A 14,438-nucleotide genomic window follows, 5' to 3' on the forward strand; every position below is an offset into this window, starting at 1 on the left:
GCGCGGAGAAAAGTCGGGCTGACGCGTTATGCCATCATGCTCGTGTTTCTCGACTTCGAAGCCTCCTCCTTGAGCAAGCGCAGCTATCCGATTGAGGTTGGCTGGGTCTTCGAGGATGGTCAGGCCGAGGCCTATCTGATCCGGCCCGCACCAGACTGGACAGATTGGGACGAGGAGGCCGAGGCGATCCATCACATTGCGCGAGAGCGATTGCTCGAAGAAGGCACGCCGCACGATGTCGTCGCGGCCCACATGGTCGAGGCGCTCGACGGGCATAACCTGCTGGCGAGCGCACCTTCATGGGATGGCAAGTGGTTGAGCGCCCTGCTGCGCGCTGCAGGATTGCCGCGTCATCGGCTGCGCCTGCGCGACAGCGACGACGAAATGTGGAATACCGCGACGAGCATCTTGCAGCCCGTGCTGCCGCCCGACCGACTGGCCGCTACCATCGGCGACATCTTGGCGGAAGTCGAGGCGCGGGTGAGGGGCAGTCAGCCAGCGCATCGGGCGCTCGAAGACGCACGGGCCGAGCGAGCCCAATGGCTTGCGGTCCACGACGCGGCAACGCGCAGGGTAAGGGACATGGGTCGGACGAGGCGAGAGTCATGAACGGCTTGCCGCACCAGGTGGTCAGCCCATGAAGATCGCGACCTACAATGTGAACGGGATCAACGGACGGCTGGCGGTGCTGCTGCGCTGGCTGGAGCTTGCTGAGCCGGACGTTGTCTGTTTGCAGGAATTGAAGGCACCCGACGAGCGCTTTCCTGAAAGCTCCATCCGCGAGCTTGGCTATGATGCGATCTGGCTCGGGCAGAAGAGCTGGAATGGCGTCGCCATATTGAGCCGTGTCGGCGAGATCCACGAAACACGTCGCGGTCTTCCCGGAGAGCAGGAGGATGTGCAGAGCCGCTATATCGAAGCGGCGGTCAATGGTGTGCTAATCGGTGGCCTTTATCTGCCCAACGGCAACCCCCGCCCCGGCCCGAAGTTCGATTACAAGCTGCGATGGTTCGATCGCCTGCGCGACCATCTCTCGACACTCGTCTCCCTTGATGCGCCCGTATTCATCGCTGGCGACTTCAATGTCATGCCGACCGATCTCGATGTCTATGTGCCCGAACGCTGGCGCGACGACGCGCTGTTCGCGCCGGAAGTCCGAGAGGCCTATGCCCAACTGCTCGCTCAGGGTTGGACGGATGCACTGCGGCATCTTCACCCCGGCGAGCGCGTCTACACCTTCTGGAAATATTGGCGCAATTCGTTCGAGCGCGATGCGGGGCTGCGGATCGATCACATTCTTCTCAACCACAAGGCGAAGGCGCGGCTCGTCTCGGCAGAGGTCGATCGCCGTCCGCGCGGCTGGGAGAAGACCAGCGACCATGCGCCGGTCGTCGTTGAAATAGCCGACAAGCCGTCGCGTAAACGGAAGGCCTAGCGCTCTTCTTCGGGCAGGCTGGCATACCATTCCGCATAGGGTCCGGTGCGGGCGAGATGACGGTTGAGATCGGGCGCGCCATCGTCCCACCAGACCGGGCCGCGTTCGCCCAACGCCACCTTGGCGCGATCGACCGCTTCATGCGCGGCTGTTTCGGCAGCCTGATCGGCTTTGCGCTTGGCTGCGCCGACGGCCCGGCGCGCATCCATCAAATCCTTGACCAGACGTTCCCGCTTTTCCGGCTCGATAGCGGGGTCGCTCGCGCGCCAGAGTCGCCCGCGCACCACGAAATAGCGCCCGTCGGGCGTGGTGTGGTAAGAGCGACCGCTCATGCCCTGCGGCTCTTGTCCGACAGGCTGCGGAAGGTGATCGACCAGCGCGGCACGTCCATTGGCGCGATGCTATGTTCCCAGGCATGACGCACTTCGCCGGACAGATGGTAGATGGAGCGCGGTGGCAACGTGACTTCGGCGCGATCGAATCCGGTCTGGGTCCGACGGCGCAGGCGAAGGACGGCCTCGCTGCCCAGCGAGATACCGACCACATGCTCGAACACCGACCTGTCCTTGTGCCAGCCGATGCCAGCACCCGGATCGTAGCGGATCAGCAGCGCCTGGACGAGTTCGTCCGCTGAAAGCCCGGCGAAGGCAGCCGCGCGGCCTCGCACGTCAAGGAGCCAGTCCGGCATCGGCTCGGCGGGCGCGAAGCGGACATGCTCGAAGTCATAACTCCAGCCGTAGGAGTAGGTAAGGCGCTTTCCCGTCCATTGCTGAAAGCGAAAGGGCGTGAGATCGCAGGCATCGATGTGCGCGATGAATGCAGCCTCCTGCGCATCCGTTATCACATCATCGTAAAACGAGAGGCCAGGCACGGCGGGTAGGTCGAACAGATCGAACATCGAGGTCAGTTCCGCTTGCCGCGCCCGCCTTCCGGGTCTCCAGCGGCCCTGAGAAGCGCGCCGACGGAATGGCCATGGCGGTAACAGGCGGCGACGACGCGATCGTAGCTGCGGAGGCCGGCGTGGCAGACGAGAGTTCGTCCTAGCACGAGGCGCTCGAGCCGGCGCTTCGCGTCCCTGCCGCCCTCTTCATGCAGTTCGGGTGCGTAGAAGTCGGCGAGGCGAACCTCCACCCAGCGGTCAGGTCGACCTGCAGGTCCGACGCAGAGGCTGTCGCCATCGCCGACATAGCGCACCACAGCTGAAAAGCGGACGCCCTTCGTGGGTAGCGGCCCATTACAAGGGTCGGCCATGGCGGGCCCGACTGGCGTGATCGCCGCGATGACTGCGGCAGTATAAAGGAGGATGCTGAGCTTCATAGGTTCACTTCGATATGGGGGGGGTGGCGGTCAAGTTCACCCTTGGTGCCTGTGCATCTGCAAGAGCGCCGCTCGTTCGCACCTGGCGAACGATGCCGTTATAGGCCGCGTGCATGCCCTGGCTGCGGCCGATCTCATGATCCGAGCCAGCCGCATCCCAGAAGGCGACCAGCCATTCGTCCGGGCAATGACCACGCAGCACCCAGAGTGCGAGCGCGACCCCGCGCGTGCGCGCCTGGCTCTTCATGGCTGCTGCTTCGCGCAGCACATCGAGCGCACGCATGATCGTTCCTGCCGGGCTCACCGTCATGTCAGTGGAAGTCATGGCTGCGGATAGGCAGGAGCTCGTCATCCTGCGGGGCACGCGTCGTGAACGGCGGCGAGGACAAGGTGCGGCCGCTCGGGAACGCCGGGTCTCGCGGATCGGGCCCGCCGCCGTGCGATGCGCCATCGCCGCGGCCTGGTGCAACGGTAAAGTCCATCCGCCCGATCGAGCGCAGCATCGCGTCATGATCGACGATGCGATCGCAGATGATGTGGATGACCTCACCTTCCTTCTGCAGTCGCCCGCGCATCGCGATCATGGAGGCGGACATCACCTGCCGGCGATAGGTCTCGAACCGGTCTGGCCAGAGGATGCCCTGCGCGACGCCCGTCTCGTCCTCGATGGTGACGAACAGTACGCCTTTGGCCGAACCGGGCCGCTGGCGCACGAGGATGACGCCTGCCACCTCGATGTTGCGCCCGTCACGGATCGAAGGAAGATCGGCGCAGCGCACGATCCGCATGGCGTCGAGCTCAGCGCGCAGGAACTGCAACGGATGGCCGCGTAGCGAAAGCTGGGTCGAGCGATAATCCTCCACCACCTCGCGACCAGCAGTCATTGGGGCGAGGGCGACATCGGGTTCCTGCCCCTCGGGCGAGAAGAGGCCGGCGCGGGCATCGGCCGCTGCGAACAGGGGCAAGGGCGCTTCGCCAAGGCCTTTCACCTTCCACAGACCCTGCCGCCGATCCTGCGCGAGGCAATGAAACGCATCGGCCTCAGCCAGGCGCTCGATCGCGGCGCGGGGCACCCTGGCCCGCCGCCAGACATCCTCGACGCTTTCGTAGGACGCTGGACCACGCGCGGCGACGATGGCCGCGCCATGGGCATTGGCTAACCCACGCACGCTGCGGAACCCGAGGCGCACCGCCAGATAGCGTCCGCTCGTCTGTTCCAGCGTGCAGTCCCAATGGCTGTGGTTGATCGAGACCGGTCGCACCTCAACCCCATGATTGCGGGCGTCCCTCACAATCTGCGCAGGCGCATAGAAGCCCATTGGCTGCGCATTCAGGAGGGCGGCGCAGAAGACGTCCGGATGATGATATTTCATCCAGCAGGAGGCATAGGCGATCTTGGCGAAGGAGGCGGCGTGGCTCTCGGGAAAGCCGTAGCTGCCGAACCCCTCGATCTGCTTGAAGGTTCGCTCGGCAAATTCCTTCGTGTAGCCATTGGCGATCATACCGCCGACCAGCTTGTCGTAGAAATGGCTGACCCCTCCGGTGAGCTTGAACGTCGCCATGGCGCGGCGCAGCTGATCGGCCTCGACCGGAGTGAACCCCGCGCCCACGATCGCGACCTTCATCGCCTGCTCCTGGAAGAGCGGAACGCCCAGCGTCTTTTCAAGCACCGCGCGAAGCTGCGGCTTGGGATATTCGGGCTTCTCCTTGCCCTCACGGCGGCGGAGATAGGGATGGACCATGTCGCCCTGGATCGGGCCGGGGCGAACAATCGCAACCTGGATGACGAGATCATAGAAGGCGCGCGGCTTCATGCGCGGCAGCATCGACATCTGCGCCCGGCTTTCGATCTGGAATGTGCCGAGCGTATCGGCCTTCTGGATCATGCCGAAGACTTGCGGATCATCGTCCTGCAGGTCAGCCATGGTCTTTGTGACGCCCTTCTCCTGTTCGAGCAGGGTGAAGGCGCGGTTCATGCAGCCGAGCATGCCAAGACCCAGCACATCGACCTTCATGAACTTCAGGGCGTCGATGTCGTCCTTGTCCCACTCGATGATCTGCCGGTCTTCCATGCGCGCGGGCTCGATCGGCACGAGATCGTCGAGCCGGTCCTGCGTCAGGACAAAGCCGCCGGGATGCTGGGAGAGGTGGCGGGGCGTGCCGATGAGCTGGCGGGCAAGATCGAGGGTGAGTTTTAGCCGATGATCCTCGGCATTGAGGTTGAGGCTCTCGATCTGCTCCTGCGGAATGCCGTCCATCGACCAGCCCCAGACCAGGCCGGTCAGCATCTTGGTGAGATCACGCGGCAGGCCGAGTGCCTTCCCGACCTCGGCGACGGCACCGCGGGTGCGGTAGCGGGTCACCACCGCCGTCAGCGCCGAGCGATCCCGGCCATAGCTGTCATAGATCCACTGGATGATCTCCTCGCGCCGCTCATGCTCGAAATCGACGTCGATATCGGGCGGCTCACGCCGCTCGCCCGAGACGAACCGCTCGAACAGTAGTTCATGCTGGATCGGATCGATCGACGTGACCCCGAGGAGGAAGCAGACGCAGCTATTGGCCGCCGAACCACGCCCCTGGCACAGGATGCCGCGCCGTTTGCTCTCCGCGACGATCGAATGGACCGTGAGAAAATAGGGCGCATAATCAAGCTCGGCGATGAGCCTGAGATCATGATCGATCTGCTGACGGTAGCGCTGCGGCACGCCATCGGGAAAGTGAACGGCTGCGGCCTGCTCCGTCAATGCCGCCAGCGCCTCGTGGGCGGTGCGGCCCTGCATCACCTGCTCATAGGGATATTGATACTGGATTTCTCCAAGGTCGAATGTGCATTGCGCGGCGATGTCGGCGCTCGCCTGGATGGCGTCTGGGAAGGCGGCGAAGCGCCGCTCCATCTCGGTAGGGGATTTGAGGTTTCGATCCATGAAGCGTTCGCGCCGGAAGCCCAGCTCATCGATGGTGCATCGCTCGCGGATGGCGCTCATGACATCCTGCAACGGGCGTCGCTCGCTGCTGTGATAGAGGACATCTCCCGTGGCGACGCAGCGAACGCCCTGCGCGCGAGCCAGCGCATCAAGCCGATGCAGCCGATCGGCGTCATCCGGGCGCCGACGCAGCGACATGGCGCAAAAGCCGCGCTCGCTAAAGACGGCGCGCAGGTCGCGCAAATGATCCGCGGTCACCGTGTCCGGCATGTCGGGGATGAGGATCGCGACCATGTCTTCGGCATGAGCAGCAACGTCGGCCCAATCGAGGATGCAGCAGCCCTTACCGCCGCCCGCCTTGCCGATCGAGAGCAGCCGCGTTAGCCGCGACCAGGTGGCTCGGGTTCTGGGATAGAGCAGTAGCGCGCGTCCATCGGTAAGATCGACCCGGCTGCCCGGGATCATCCGCACGCCCGTCGCCTTCTGACCCGCCCAGCCGCGCACGACGCCAGCAACCGAACTGCGATCGGCCAAGCCCATGGCCCTGTGCCCTAGGAGTGCCGCCGCCGAGAACAGCTCTTCAGGCGAGGACGCACCGCGAAGGAAGGAGAAATGGCTGGTGACCTGCAGCTCGACATAGGTGGTCGCGGGGATGATGCCGGCGCTCATCCGAACAGCCCGTGCATGTGCCAGCTCAAGTCCCCGGTTTCAGCATCGACGCCGTCGCCGCGCCGGAACAGCCAGAAGCGCTGACCACCCTCCGCTTCGACCCTGTAATAGTCGCGCACCGCCCATTGCTCGCGGTCTGTGCGCCACCACTCGCCATGAATGCGCTCGGGGCCGTCTCCGGCCACCACGCGATAATCCTGCCGTCGCCAGGTGAAGCGTCGCGGCGGGTGGTCGGGCATCAGCGCCACCACGTTGGACAAGAGCTCGGGACGGCGTAGCAGCCGAACCGGGCGCTTCCAGCATGGCGAGGCCTGGGGTGTTTCCAGTGCCGGGATGCGGCGGACCGCGCGCTCCGGGACATCGCTCTCATGAGAGGACAATCGGAACAGCGCCGCTTCTCCGGCACGCGCGCTCAGCTGGTCGACTAGTGGTGCGAGATCGCGGCCTTTGCGGGACGATTCCAGCAGCGCACCCACCGCCTCAGCGCCGAGGGGCTCATGATGTGGCACGGCCAGATGCATCGTCTCGATGCCGAGGCCTGGTTCCAGTTGCGCAAGCCTGAGGCCGAACATGCGCTTGAGGTGCCTGGCGTCGCGCGTAGCACGCGAAGCGCCGATACCAAGTCGCTGCGGCTCGCCATCCACCCGCACCGCTGTAAGCAGGACCATGCGCGCGCCGACTCCACGCTGGAGAAGCTCGGCCACCAGATCATCGACAAGGTCGGAAATGACCTGCGTGATGCTTTCAGGTGTGCCGATCGGCTCGAGAAGGTGTCGTGTCACGACCGGAGCCTCTGTTGGCACGACCGGGATGATCGGCTCAGCCACAAGACCACGCGCCTGATCCAGACGCTCGACAGTCCTGAGGCCGAGGCGCCGGGCCAGCGGACCACGCGGCATGGGGTAGAGATCGGCTATGCGTTCGAGGCCGAACCGGGCCGCTGCGGCCAGTGCGTCTGGTTCGAGGCGGAGCACTGCAAGTGGCAGATCGGCGAGCGCCTGCGCCTCCTGCCCAGCATCAAGCAGCGTTCTATCCTCGCGGCCAAAGCGCGCCAGCGCATGCGCGGCGCCGGGCGTCCCTGCAATGGCGATGCGAGCGGTAAAGCCAAGGCGCTTGAGAAAGGCGAGCAACCGACGGCAGAAACGCTCCTCCCCACCGAACAGGTGGGTCGTGCCGGTAAGGTCGAGCCACAGACCGTCCTCGCCCGAGATGCTTGCCGTCGGCGTCCAGTGCCGAACGGCGTGGAGTGCCAGCCGGTCGAGCAGGGCGCGATCCGCCTCCGGCTCTGCGTCCCTCACCTCAAGATCGGAGACCAGCGCGCGGGCATGCGCTGCGACCATTCCCGGTCGCAGGCCAAGGTCGAGCGCCACCGGGCAGGCGGCCGTTATCACGTCGCGCTGCCCTGTACGCAGAACCAGCACGGTTGGCTTCCCCCAGAGGGTTGCCCAGCTGACTGACGGCGCCGACGCCGTGCCACCCACCTCGTCGGACGGCATGGCCTTGAAGGGATGTTCGGCATGCTCGCTGCGCCGCCCCATTTCGCGCATGGTGGGCCGCTGATGCGCGGGCAGCGCGTCGATCGCCGCCTGGGACGGACGTCCGCTTGTAGCTCCATCCCGCGCCCAACGCGCACCCGGCCGCCATCCACCGCCGCGTGGCACGGAGCAGGCTCCCGGGTTGTCGTCAACGGGGTCCGCGAAGCGCGGTTGCGACACCGTGTCAGGCGGCGCGGCTGATGGCGCTGTCCCGCGCATCCGCTCGACGCGGCGCAGCCGCTCGATCGCCAGATGTGGCAGGAAGAGCGAGGCGACCCTTGGCATCGCACGCCTCCAGTTCGAGGGAAAAGGGATCGCCATTGCGCTGTCGCACAAGCTCGACCTGCCAATGGGCCCGGCCAACGCCCGGCCAGGGCAGACGCTCCGATGGTGCGCAGCCGATGCGCCAGCGTGTCATGGCGGAGGAGGGGGAGGACAGGGGGCAGCGATCGCGCGTGCGGTGGCGGCGATAGAGCAGCATGGGCGTCTGTCCGTCCGAGGCCGCAAGCTGCAACCGCCGGGTCGCCGTCATGTCAGCGGACTTCACTTCCGCGATCACGCAGGCAAGTGAACCATCGCGCAGCGCATCCTCGGCAATGGCAAGGACATCCACATCCTTGCGGCCCTGCGCATAGAGCAGCTTGTCCGGTCCAAGACCGACCTGCTCCAGCCCGGGCGCATAGAGATCGAAGGCTGTCATCGCCCAGCAGACGGTCTGGCGAGCATCTGCCGCGAACCGCGCCGCTATGCCAGCGAGAAAGAGCGTAACGGCGGCATCGTCATTGAGACTGGATGAGGCGGCGGCGAACTCATGGAGACCAGCGCCGTCGACGCCACCGCTGGCCAGCCTCTCGTCCATAAGCCCAATGCCGAAGGGCAGGCTTGGAGTAGACGGGCCACGCGTCTGCACGACCGCTTCACGCAGCTTTGCAATCGGATCGGCCGCCGATGAAGCGGGAAGGGACGAAGGGACGGACATGGGAACATCGACTCAAATGTTCCCTTTATGTTCCTTGCGCGACCGAGATTCGTCAAGGTGACAATTTTGCCGGTGTTTCACTTCAATCCGTTGCGTTGTTGGAAGCCGACAGTGTGGATCGGCGTGCAAAAAGGACCCCGTTAGCGGGGTGATCGGCGTCTAAAAGGGACCCCTCATTTCGATAGCTTACACAGCCGCGTGGAAGTTCATGCGGCGAGATCGGGATGTTGGTTTTGGAGACAGTGGTTCGTATCCGGCGTGAGTATGCCGGCGGGAAGGCGATCAAGGCGATCGCGCGTGATCTGCATGTGTCGCGGAAGGTAATCCGCAAGGCGATCCGGGCGCCGGAAGGCGCATTTGATTATCGACGCAAGGTTCAGCCGCTGCCGCGGATCGGTCCGTTTCAGGATCGGCTGGATGTGCTGCTGGAAGAGAACGAGGTACGGGGCCGACGTGACCGGCTTCGGATGACCCGTATCCACGACCTTCTGGTGCGTGAGGGTTTCGAGGGCTCTTACGATGCCGTGCGCCGCTATGCGGCGCGGTGGAAGATCGAGCGGCGCAGGGATGTCGGCGACGGGACGACGGCCTTCATTCCGATGCTGTTCCAGCCCGGCGAGGCCTACCAGTTCGATTGGAGCCACGAGGATGTCGAGATCGCCGGCAAGCCGATGCGGGTAAAGGTCGCGCACATGAGGCTGTGCGCATCGCGGGCTGTGTATGTCCGGGCCTATCCACGCGAGACCCAGGAGATGCTGTTCGACGCGCATGCGCGCGGCTTTGCCTTCTTCGGCGGCGTGCCCCGGCGCGGCATCTACGATAATATGAAGACGGCGGTGACGAGCGTGTTCACCGGCAAGGACCGGGTGTTCAACCGGCGGTTCCTGATCATGGCCGACCATTATATGGTCGAGCCCACGGCCTGCTCGCCGGCGGCGGGATGGGAGAAGGGTCAGGTCGAGAACCAGGTGCAGACGATCCGGGGACGCTTCTTCCAGCCCCGTCTGCGGTTCGCCAGCCTCGAGGAGCTCAATGGCTGGCTGGAAGCTGAGTGCCGACGCTGGGCCGAACGGCAGGCCCATCCTGAGCAGGGCGACCAGACCGTGGCGCAGATGCTGGAGATGGAACGTCCTGCATTACAGTCGATGCTGGGGCCGTTCGACGGCTTCAACGAGAGCGAGCACGGCGTGTCGGGCACCTGCCTGATCAGCTACGATCGCAACCGTTACTCGGTCCTCTCGACGGTGGCGCGGCGCACGGTGCAGGTTCGGGCCTATGCCGACCGCATTGTCGTGCGATGCGGCGATGAGGTCGTCGCTGAGCATCCCCGCTTCTTCGGGCGGAACCGCACCATCTATGATCCCTGGCACTATCTGCCGGTGCTGGCCCGCAAGCCCGGCGCTTTACGCAACGGCGCACCCTTCCAGGACTGGGAACTGCCGCCGGCGCTCGCCCGGTTGCGACGCAAGCTGGGCAACGGCGATGATGCCGATCGGCGGTTCGTGCGCGTGCTGGCGGCCGTGCTGACCGATGGCCTGGAACTCGTCGAAGCCGCCGTGCGGGAGGCACTGGCAACCGGCACGGCGAGCGACGACTTGATCCTCAATATCCTGGCACGGCGCCGCGAACCGCCGCGACCGCTGACGATCGTCACGTCGGAGGACAATGCCCTGCGGCATCCGCCGATCGCCGACTGTTCCCGTTACGACCAACTGAGGAACTTCCATGCAGCGGCATGACATGATCGACGCGATGCGCGGGCTCGGACTCAAGGGGATGGCCGGCGCGTTCGATGAGGCCGTCACCACAGGGCTTCAGCGCCAGCGCACGACGATGGAGATACTGACCGATCTGCTGCGTGCGGAGGCAACGCACCGCCACGCCGCCTCGATCCGATACCGGATGGCGGCCGCCAAGCTACCGGTGGTGAAGGACATTGATGCCTTCCACTTCGAGGGGACGCCGATCAACGAGGGGCTGGTCCGTTCGCTGCACGGCGGGGCGTTCCTGCCCGCACGGCGCAATGTCGTCCTGGTCGGTGGCACCGGCACCGGCAAAACCCATCTGGCCATCGCCATCACCGCCAATGTCGTCCGCGCTGGAGCGCGGGGGCGTTACTTCAACACCGTGGATCTGGTGACCCGCCTCGAAGAGGAAGCCCGGATCGGAAAAAGCGGCGCGCTTGCCGCCCAGCTCTCTCGCCTCGACCTCGTCGTGCTCGATGAGCTTGGCTATCTTCCCTTCGCCCGTTCAGGCGGGCAGTTGCTGTTCCATCTGGTCAGCAAACTTTACGAGCAAACCAGCGTCATCATCACGACCAACCTGGCGTTCGGGGAATGGCCGACGGTGTTCGGCGACCCCAAGATGACCACCGCTCTCCTCGATCGCGTCACCCACCATTGCGACATCATCGAGACCGGCAATGACAGCTGGCGCTTCAAGAACCGAAACTGATCCCCCGCCGCACGCCGGGATTAAGATGCTTTGCGCTGCGCGCGCCTCCGGTCGGGCTCCGCCCTCCCTACGCCGCGCGCAGCGCAAGGCGCGTTCCTCGACCGTCGTGGCATCCTTGAAAGGGGGTCCCTTTTGCGCGCCGATCGGGGGTCCCGTTTGCACGCCGATTGACAGACTATCAACGGAACTGACGCGGCGGCCGTCGAGGTGATGGCGATGAGGGCCGCGTGGCGGCACCTCGTGATCGAATGGGAGCTGAGCTGGAGCGAGCGGCGCGAGCTACTTCCGCTCGGCGGCGAAGAGCGGGCCGACCTTCCCCACGACACCGAGCGCAGGATGCGGATCCTCATCGAGATCGGTCATCGCCTGACGGCTGACGCCGGTCTCTGTGAGTGGCTTCGCACTCCCACGGAATTCTGGAACTGGTATTCACCGCTCGAGGTGATGTCGGGCAGCATCTCCGACCTCCGCCGCTTCCGGCTCCTGGTCGAGCAGGGGCTGCGCTCGTGAGTGGCGCCTCTGGGAAGAACGAGCCGCTCGCCTCGGTTCTAAGCCGCTGGGAGATGCTGAAGGAGCGGTGGGCTCTGGATACGCATGAGCGGGCCGCCCTTGTGGGCGGTCAGATGCGACATCCGGACGCACCGATCGAGGACTACCATCTTCTATGTGGCGAGCAGCGTATCCGCCTTATGGTGGAGGTGGACGCCATCTATGCCCGCATCGTCGGTGACGACGAGGATGTTCGCGCGTGGTTGCGGCGGCCCAATCTCAATCTCGCCAATCGCACGCCGCTGGACGTGATGGCGGGCACGCCCGAGTGGATGCAGTGGCTGATCGACAATCTCGGTGGAGAGCGCCGATGAGCGCCGTCGATCCCAAGGCGCTGGCCGCAGTTGAGGCGGCAGAAGCGCGCTTCCTCGCTGCGCAGGAACTCGAGCGCCTGCGCCTCTTCCGCCTTCATCTCCAGGCAACGGTCACAGAAGTATCACCCCTGACCGCTGATCTGATCCGGCATCAGGGGTCCGACCTCGCGTCGTTGGCGGATCAGCTTCGACCTGTGGTCGAGCGGATTCCCGGTATGCTGCACCTGCCCGCCCTCCGTCGGTACCTCGTCGCCGAGACGAAGGGACGTCGGCTTGCCAAGGATCCTGGCCGTGTCCGGCAATCGGATCTAAGGATGTCGCGCCGAATAGCGAGGGAGGGCGTGATACTGCCTTCGCGGGAGGGCTCAAGAGACCGGCTCGGGGTCGTTCCGATCGATGGAGTCCTGGAATGTGCCGGTTGGATCGGAGACAGCTGGTTCTGCACGGAGCGCGAGATCGCTCATCTCCTGGTGGATTTGCCGGACACAATCGCGGCGGCGCTTTCGGGAAGGGTGGTTGGTGACCTGATCGGCCATCCCGCATTGGCCGGCCGGCCCTACCGGGTCCGTCGCGTGGTCTTCCTCGGCGAGGGACCGGGGGTGGTCGTCACCTTCCATACGGGTCTCATGAAGCACCACATGCCCTGGGCGGATCAGCTCGCCGAGGAGATGAGGCGCGGCTCATGAGCGGCCGTGCTGAAAAGGCGGATGCCGACATGCTTGCAATGCACGGCCGTGCCCGGCGCGCGCAGGCATTCGCCACATCCCTGGAGGATATCCATCCTCTTCTGCATCGACTGGAGCTGCAGGCGCACCAACTCGGCCTGGCGGTGGCGCCTCTCTATCTGGCATCGGCCCGCGGAAGCCTTCGCCATGTCCACAAGCTGCTTCTCCATCAGTTCGGACCCGACCTTTCTGAGATGAGTGGGCGCGAACTCTGTCCGGGTACATCGCTGCACCTGCGGAAGATCGCGGACCGGGATGGTGTCGGAGAGCGCTTCCTGATCGGTCAGCGGAGAATGGCGCCTGCGGAACGTCGGGAGACGGCATCTTGGGCGGGCAGGCCCGATCTTGGCGCGGCTCTGCTCTCGTCCGCCCAGGCGGCCAACCTCTGCGACGGACCGGTGGGAGCCGGGCTGCTATTCGACGCCCTGGCTCGCCATCGCTGGCTGCACCGGGCATCGGGTGCCAAGTGGTCCACTGACGTCTCCGGAGCGCACGCCCTTGTGACCGCGATGACGGGTGGCTGCGGCTTCCCCCATCCTGGCGACGGCGCGACGGGCGGGCTGATCGACCGCGAGGTAGCGGAGCTCCTTTCGCAGCTTGGATGGCTGCGGATGGTTTCGGCGTCGATGCCGGGTGATCCGACATGATGCCAGCGGTGTGTCAGGTTGAATCGAGTGATAATGGTGGCCCTGTGACGCTGGGCGCCGCTAGGATCCGAGGCCCACCAACCATCGCGCCGTGACTTGGCGGCGCGACTTCGGGATCGTTAGGGGTCGCCTGCCTCTTCGAAGCAGATGTCCGTGCTTCCCTCGCGCGCAAATCTCTGGTGAGAGTGCTTCCGGGTTGGCGGCTACCTAGGCAGAAGGTCTCGCTCGTGACCTCCCGCAAGTCACCGCATCCGGCCAAGGTTCGACTGGCGGTCGGCGCGATCACGAGCTACTTTTCTGGCTTGGCCGATCATCAATGACGGGTGATCAAGGTGATCCCCAAGGCGACGACCGTCTGGGGACGCCGTCCGGACGGATGAGCTGTGGACACCCAAGGGCAAACGAGGCGCTCCCTTCGCCCCTGCCGCACTCATGATCACGAGCGTCAACCCTCCGGCTGTCGCCTTCACGTCCTTGGGTAGTCGCGCTGGATCGAACGGGAGGCGGTAGGATATGGCCGATGGACGAGGCGAAGCGGAGACGGTAGGTGGCAGATCATCTATCATCGGAGCAATGAGATCATGAACAACACCGACCTGGCCGAATCCATCGCCTCTTCCCATGACCTGTCCAAGGCGGACGCCCGCAAGGTGGTGGATGCGGTGATCGCTGCGATCGTCGATGCCGCAGCCAAGGGTGACGAGGTGTCGCTCAGCGGCTTCGGCAAGTTCAAGGTCAAGGAAAGCGCGGCGCGCGAGGGTCGCAATCCCGCCACCGGCGAGACCATCCAGATCGCTGCCTCGAAAAAGCTCGCCTTCACCCCTGCTAAGGCGGTCAAGGATCGGCTCAACGGCTGAGTCATGCCCGGGCGGACCGACGAGTGACCT

16 protein-coding genes and 1 pseudogene are annotated in these 14,438 nt (G+C 65.0%); 10 read left to right on the forward strand and 7 right to left on the reverse strand.

Going from position 1 to position 14,438, the window contains the following annotated elements:
* The first annotated feature begins 36 nt into the window (after nt 1–36).
* Nucleotides 37–609: a transcriptional regulator gene (locus tag ACGGKE_RS10370; protein WP_394437593.1), complete on the forward strand. Its 573-nt coding sequence runs from the start codon at nt 37–39 to the stop codon at nt 607–609.
* 28 nt (nt 610–637) lie between these two features.
* Nucleotides 638–1,435: an exodeoxyribonuclease III gene (xth, locus tag ACGGKE_RS10375; RefSeq protein ID WP_394437595.1), complete on the forward strand. Its 798-nt coding sequence runs from the start codon at nt 638–640 to the stop codon at nt 1,433–1,435.
* Here the strand turns inward: xth and ACGGKE_RS10380 are convergent.
* The 7 genes from ACGGKE_RS10380 to ACGGKE_RS10410 form a co-directional block, all read right to left on the reverse strand.
* Nucleotides 1,432–1,767: a hypothetical protein gene (locus tag ACGGKE_RS10380; protein WP_394437597.1), complete on the reverse strand. Its 336-nt coding sequence runs from the start codon at nt 1,765–1,767 to the stop codon at nt 1,432–1,434. The two genes, xth and ACGGKE_RS10380, sit on opposite strands and share 4 nt — an antisense overlap.
* Entirely contained in the window at nt 1,764–2,333 is a 570-nt protein-coding gene (locus tag ACGGKE_RS10385) for an alpha-ketoglutarate-dependent dioxygenase AlkB (protein ID WP_394437599.1), read from the reverse strand. The genes ACGGKE_RS10380 and ACGGKE_RS10385 overlap by 4 nt, the downstream gene beginning before the upstream one ends.
* Nucleotides 2,334–2,338: 5 nt before the next feature.
* The gene (locus ACGGKE_RS10390; RefSeq protein WP_394437601.1) at nt 2,339–2,752 is read right to left on the reverse strand and encodes a thermonuclease family protein; all 414 of its coding nucleotides are present in this window, start codon (nt 2,750–2,752) and stop codon (nt 2,339–2,341) included.
* A 4-nt stretch (nt 2,753–2,756) separates the two neighbouring features.
* Nucleotides 2,757–3,035, reverse strand: a complete 279-nt coding sequence (locus ACGGKE_RS10395) for a hypothetical protein (RefSeq protein ID WP_394437603.1) — start codon at nt 3,033–3,035, stop codon at nt 2,757–2,759.
* Between the two features lie 28 nt (nt 3,036–3,063).
* On the reverse strand, nt 3,064–6,348 hold the full coding sequence (locus ACGGKE_RS10400) for an error-prone DNA polymerase (protein WP_394437605.1): 3,285 nt from the start codon (nt 6,346–6,348) through the stop codon (nt 3,064–3,066).
* Nucleotides 6,345–7,895 carry a Y-family DNA polymerase gene (locus ACGGKE_RS10405; RefSeq protein ID WP_394437607.1) on the reverse strand — a complete coding sequence of 517 codons (1,551 nt, stop codon included), beginning with the start codon at nt 7,893–7,895 and terminating at the stop codon, nt 6,345–6,347. The genes ACGGKE_RS10400 and ACGGKE_RS10405 overlap by 4 nt, the downstream gene beginning before the upstream one ends.
* A gap of 172 nt (nt 7,896–8,067) precedes the next feature.
* Nucleotides 8,068–8,862, reverse strand: coding sequence for an ImuA family protein (locus tag ACGGKE_RS10410; RefSeq protein WP_394437609.1), 795 nt, complete (start codon nt 8,860–8,862; stop codon nt 8,068–8,070).
* Between the two features lie 224 nt (nt 8,863–9,086).
* On the opposite strand from ACGGKE_RS10410, the gene istA reads away from it, so the two are divergent.
* From istA to ACGGKE_RS10450, 8 genes and pseudogenes are all read left to right on the forward strand, one after another.
* The gene (gene istA / locus ACGGKE_RS10415) at nt 9,087–10,601 is read left to right on the forward strand and encodes an IS21 family transposase (RefSeq protein ID WP_394436753.1); all 1,515 of its coding nucleotides are present in this window, start codon (nt 9,087–9,089) and stop codon (nt 10,599–10,601) included.
* Nucleotides 10,588–11,316, forward strand: coding sequence for an IS21-like element helper ATPase IstB (gene istB, locus ACGGKE_RS10420; protein WP_037482228.1), 729 nt, complete (start codon nt 10,588–10,590; stop codon nt 11,314–11,316). The genes istA and istB overlap by 14 nt, the downstream gene beginning before the upstream one ends.
* A 240-nt stretch (nt 11,317–11,556) precedes the next feature.
* Nucleotides 11,557–11,826, forward strand: coding sequence for a hypothetical protein (locus ACGGKE_RS10425; RefSeq protein ID WP_394437611.1), 270 nt, complete (start codon nt 11,557–11,559; stop codon nt 11,824–11,826).
* A gap of 113 nt (nt 11,827–11,939) precedes the next feature.
* On the forward strand, nt 11,940–12,179 hold the full coding sequence (locus tag ACGGKE_RS10430) for an MbcA/ParS/Xre antitoxin family protein (protein WP_394437613.1): 240 nt from the start codon (nt 11,940–11,942) through the stop codon (nt 12,177–12,179).
* On the forward strand, nt 12,176–12,865 hold the full coding sequence (locus ACGGKE_RS10435) for a hypothetical protein (RefSeq protein ID WP_394437615.1): 690 nt from the start codon (nt 12,176–12,178) through the stop codon (nt 12,863–12,865). The genes ACGGKE_RS10430 and ACGGKE_RS10435 overlap by 4 nt, the downstream gene beginning before the upstream one ends.
* The gene (locus tag ACGGKE_RS10440; RefSeq protein ID WP_394437617.1) at nt 12,862–13,551 is read left to right on the forward strand and encodes a hypothetical protein; all 690 of its coding nucleotides are present in this window, start codon (nt 12,862–12,864) and stop codon (nt 13,549–13,551) included. The genes ACGGKE_RS10435 and ACGGKE_RS10440 overlap by 4 nt, the downstream gene beginning before the upstream one ends.
* 116 nt (nt 13,552–13,667) lie before the next feature.
* Nucleotides 13,668–13,871 (forward strand): annotated as a pseudogene (locus tag ACGGKE_RS10445) (LysR substrate-binding domain-containing protein); the annotation flags it as partial.
* A gap of 261 nt (nt 13,872–14,132) precedes the next feature.
* On the forward strand, nt 14,133–14,408 hold the full coding sequence (locus ACGGKE_RS10450) for an HU family DNA-binding protein (RefSeq protein ID WP_394437619.1): 276 nt from the start codon (nt 14,133–14,135) through the stop codon (nt 14,406–14,408).
* Nucleotides 14,409–14,438: the final 30 nt, after the last annotated feature.

The sequence above is a fragment of the Sphingobium naphthae genome, from assembly GCF_043589935.1.
Classification (GTDB): domain Bacteria; phylum Pseudomonadota; class Alphaproteobacteria; order Sphingomonadales; family Sphingomonadaceae; genus Sphingobium; species Sphingobium naphthae_A.

What these genes read in the sequence shown, in the direction of transcription:
- ACGGKE_RS10395 (WP_394437603.1), bottom strand. Translation starts at nt 3,035, where the DNA reads ATGCGTGCGCTCGATGTGCTGCGCGAAGCAGCAGCCATGAAGAGCCAG.
- ACGGKE_RS10410 (WP_394437609.1), bottom strand. Translation starts at nt 8,862, where the DNA reads ATGTCCGTCCCTTCGTCCCTTCCCGCTTCATCGGCGGCCGATCCGATT.
- istA (WP_394436753.1), top strand. Translation starts at nt 9,087, where the DNA reads ATGTTGGTTTTGGAGACAGTGGTTCGTATCCGGCGTGAGTATGCCGGC.
- xth (WP_394437595.1), top strand. Translation starts at nt 638, where the DNA reads ATGAAGATCGCGACCTACAATGTGAACGGGATCAACGGACGGCTGGCG.
- ACGGKE_RS10440 (WP_394437617.1), top strand. Translation starts at nt 12,862, where the DNA reads ATGAGCGGCCGTGCTGAAAAGGCGGATGCCGACATGCTTGCAATGCAC.
- ACGGKE_RS10385 (WP_394437599.1), bottom strand. Translation starts at nt 2,333, where the DNA reads ATGTTCGATCTGTTCGACCTACCCGCCGTGCCTGGCCTCTCGTTTTAC.
- ACGGKE_RS10370 (WP_394437593.1), top strand. Translation starts at nt 37, where the DNA reads ATGCTCGTGTTTCTCGACTTCGAAGCCTCCTCCTTGAGCAAGCGCAGC.
- ACGGKE_RS10450 (WP_394437619.1), top strand. Translation starts at nt 14,133, where the DNA reads ATGAACAACACCGACCTGGCCGAATCCATCGCCTCTTCCCATGACCTG.
- ACGGKE_RS10400 (WP_394437605.1), bottom strand. Translation starts at nt 6,348, where the DNA reads ATGAGCGCCGGCATCATCCCCGCGACCACCTATGTCGAGCTGCAGGTC.
- ACGGKE_RS10430 (WP_394437613.1), top strand. Translation starts at nt 11,940, where the DNA reads ATGCGACATCCGGACGCACCGATCGAGGACTACCATCTTCTATGTGGC.
- ACGGKE_RS10435 (WP_394437615.1), top strand. Translation starts at nt 12,176, where the DNA reads ATGAGCGCCGTCGATCCCAAGGCGCTGGCCGCAGTTGAGGCGGCAGAA.
- ACGGKE_RS10380 (WP_394437597.1), bottom strand. Translation starts at nt 1,767, where the DNA reads ATGAGCGGTCGCTCTTACCACACCACGCCCGACGGGCGCTATTTCGTG.
- ACGGKE_RS10405 (WP_394437607.1), bottom strand. Translation starts at nt 7,895, where the DNA reads ATGCGCGAAATGGGGCGGCGCAGCGAGCATGCCGAACATCCCTTCAAG.
- ACGGKE_RS10390 (WP_394437601.1), bottom strand. Translation starts at nt 2,752, where the DNA reads ATGAAGCTCAGCATCCTCCTTTATACTGCCGCAGTCATCGCGGCGATC.
- istB (WP_037482228.1), top strand. Translation starts at nt 10,588, where the DNA reads ATGCAGCGGCATGACATGATCGACGCGATGCGCGGGCTCGGACTCAAG.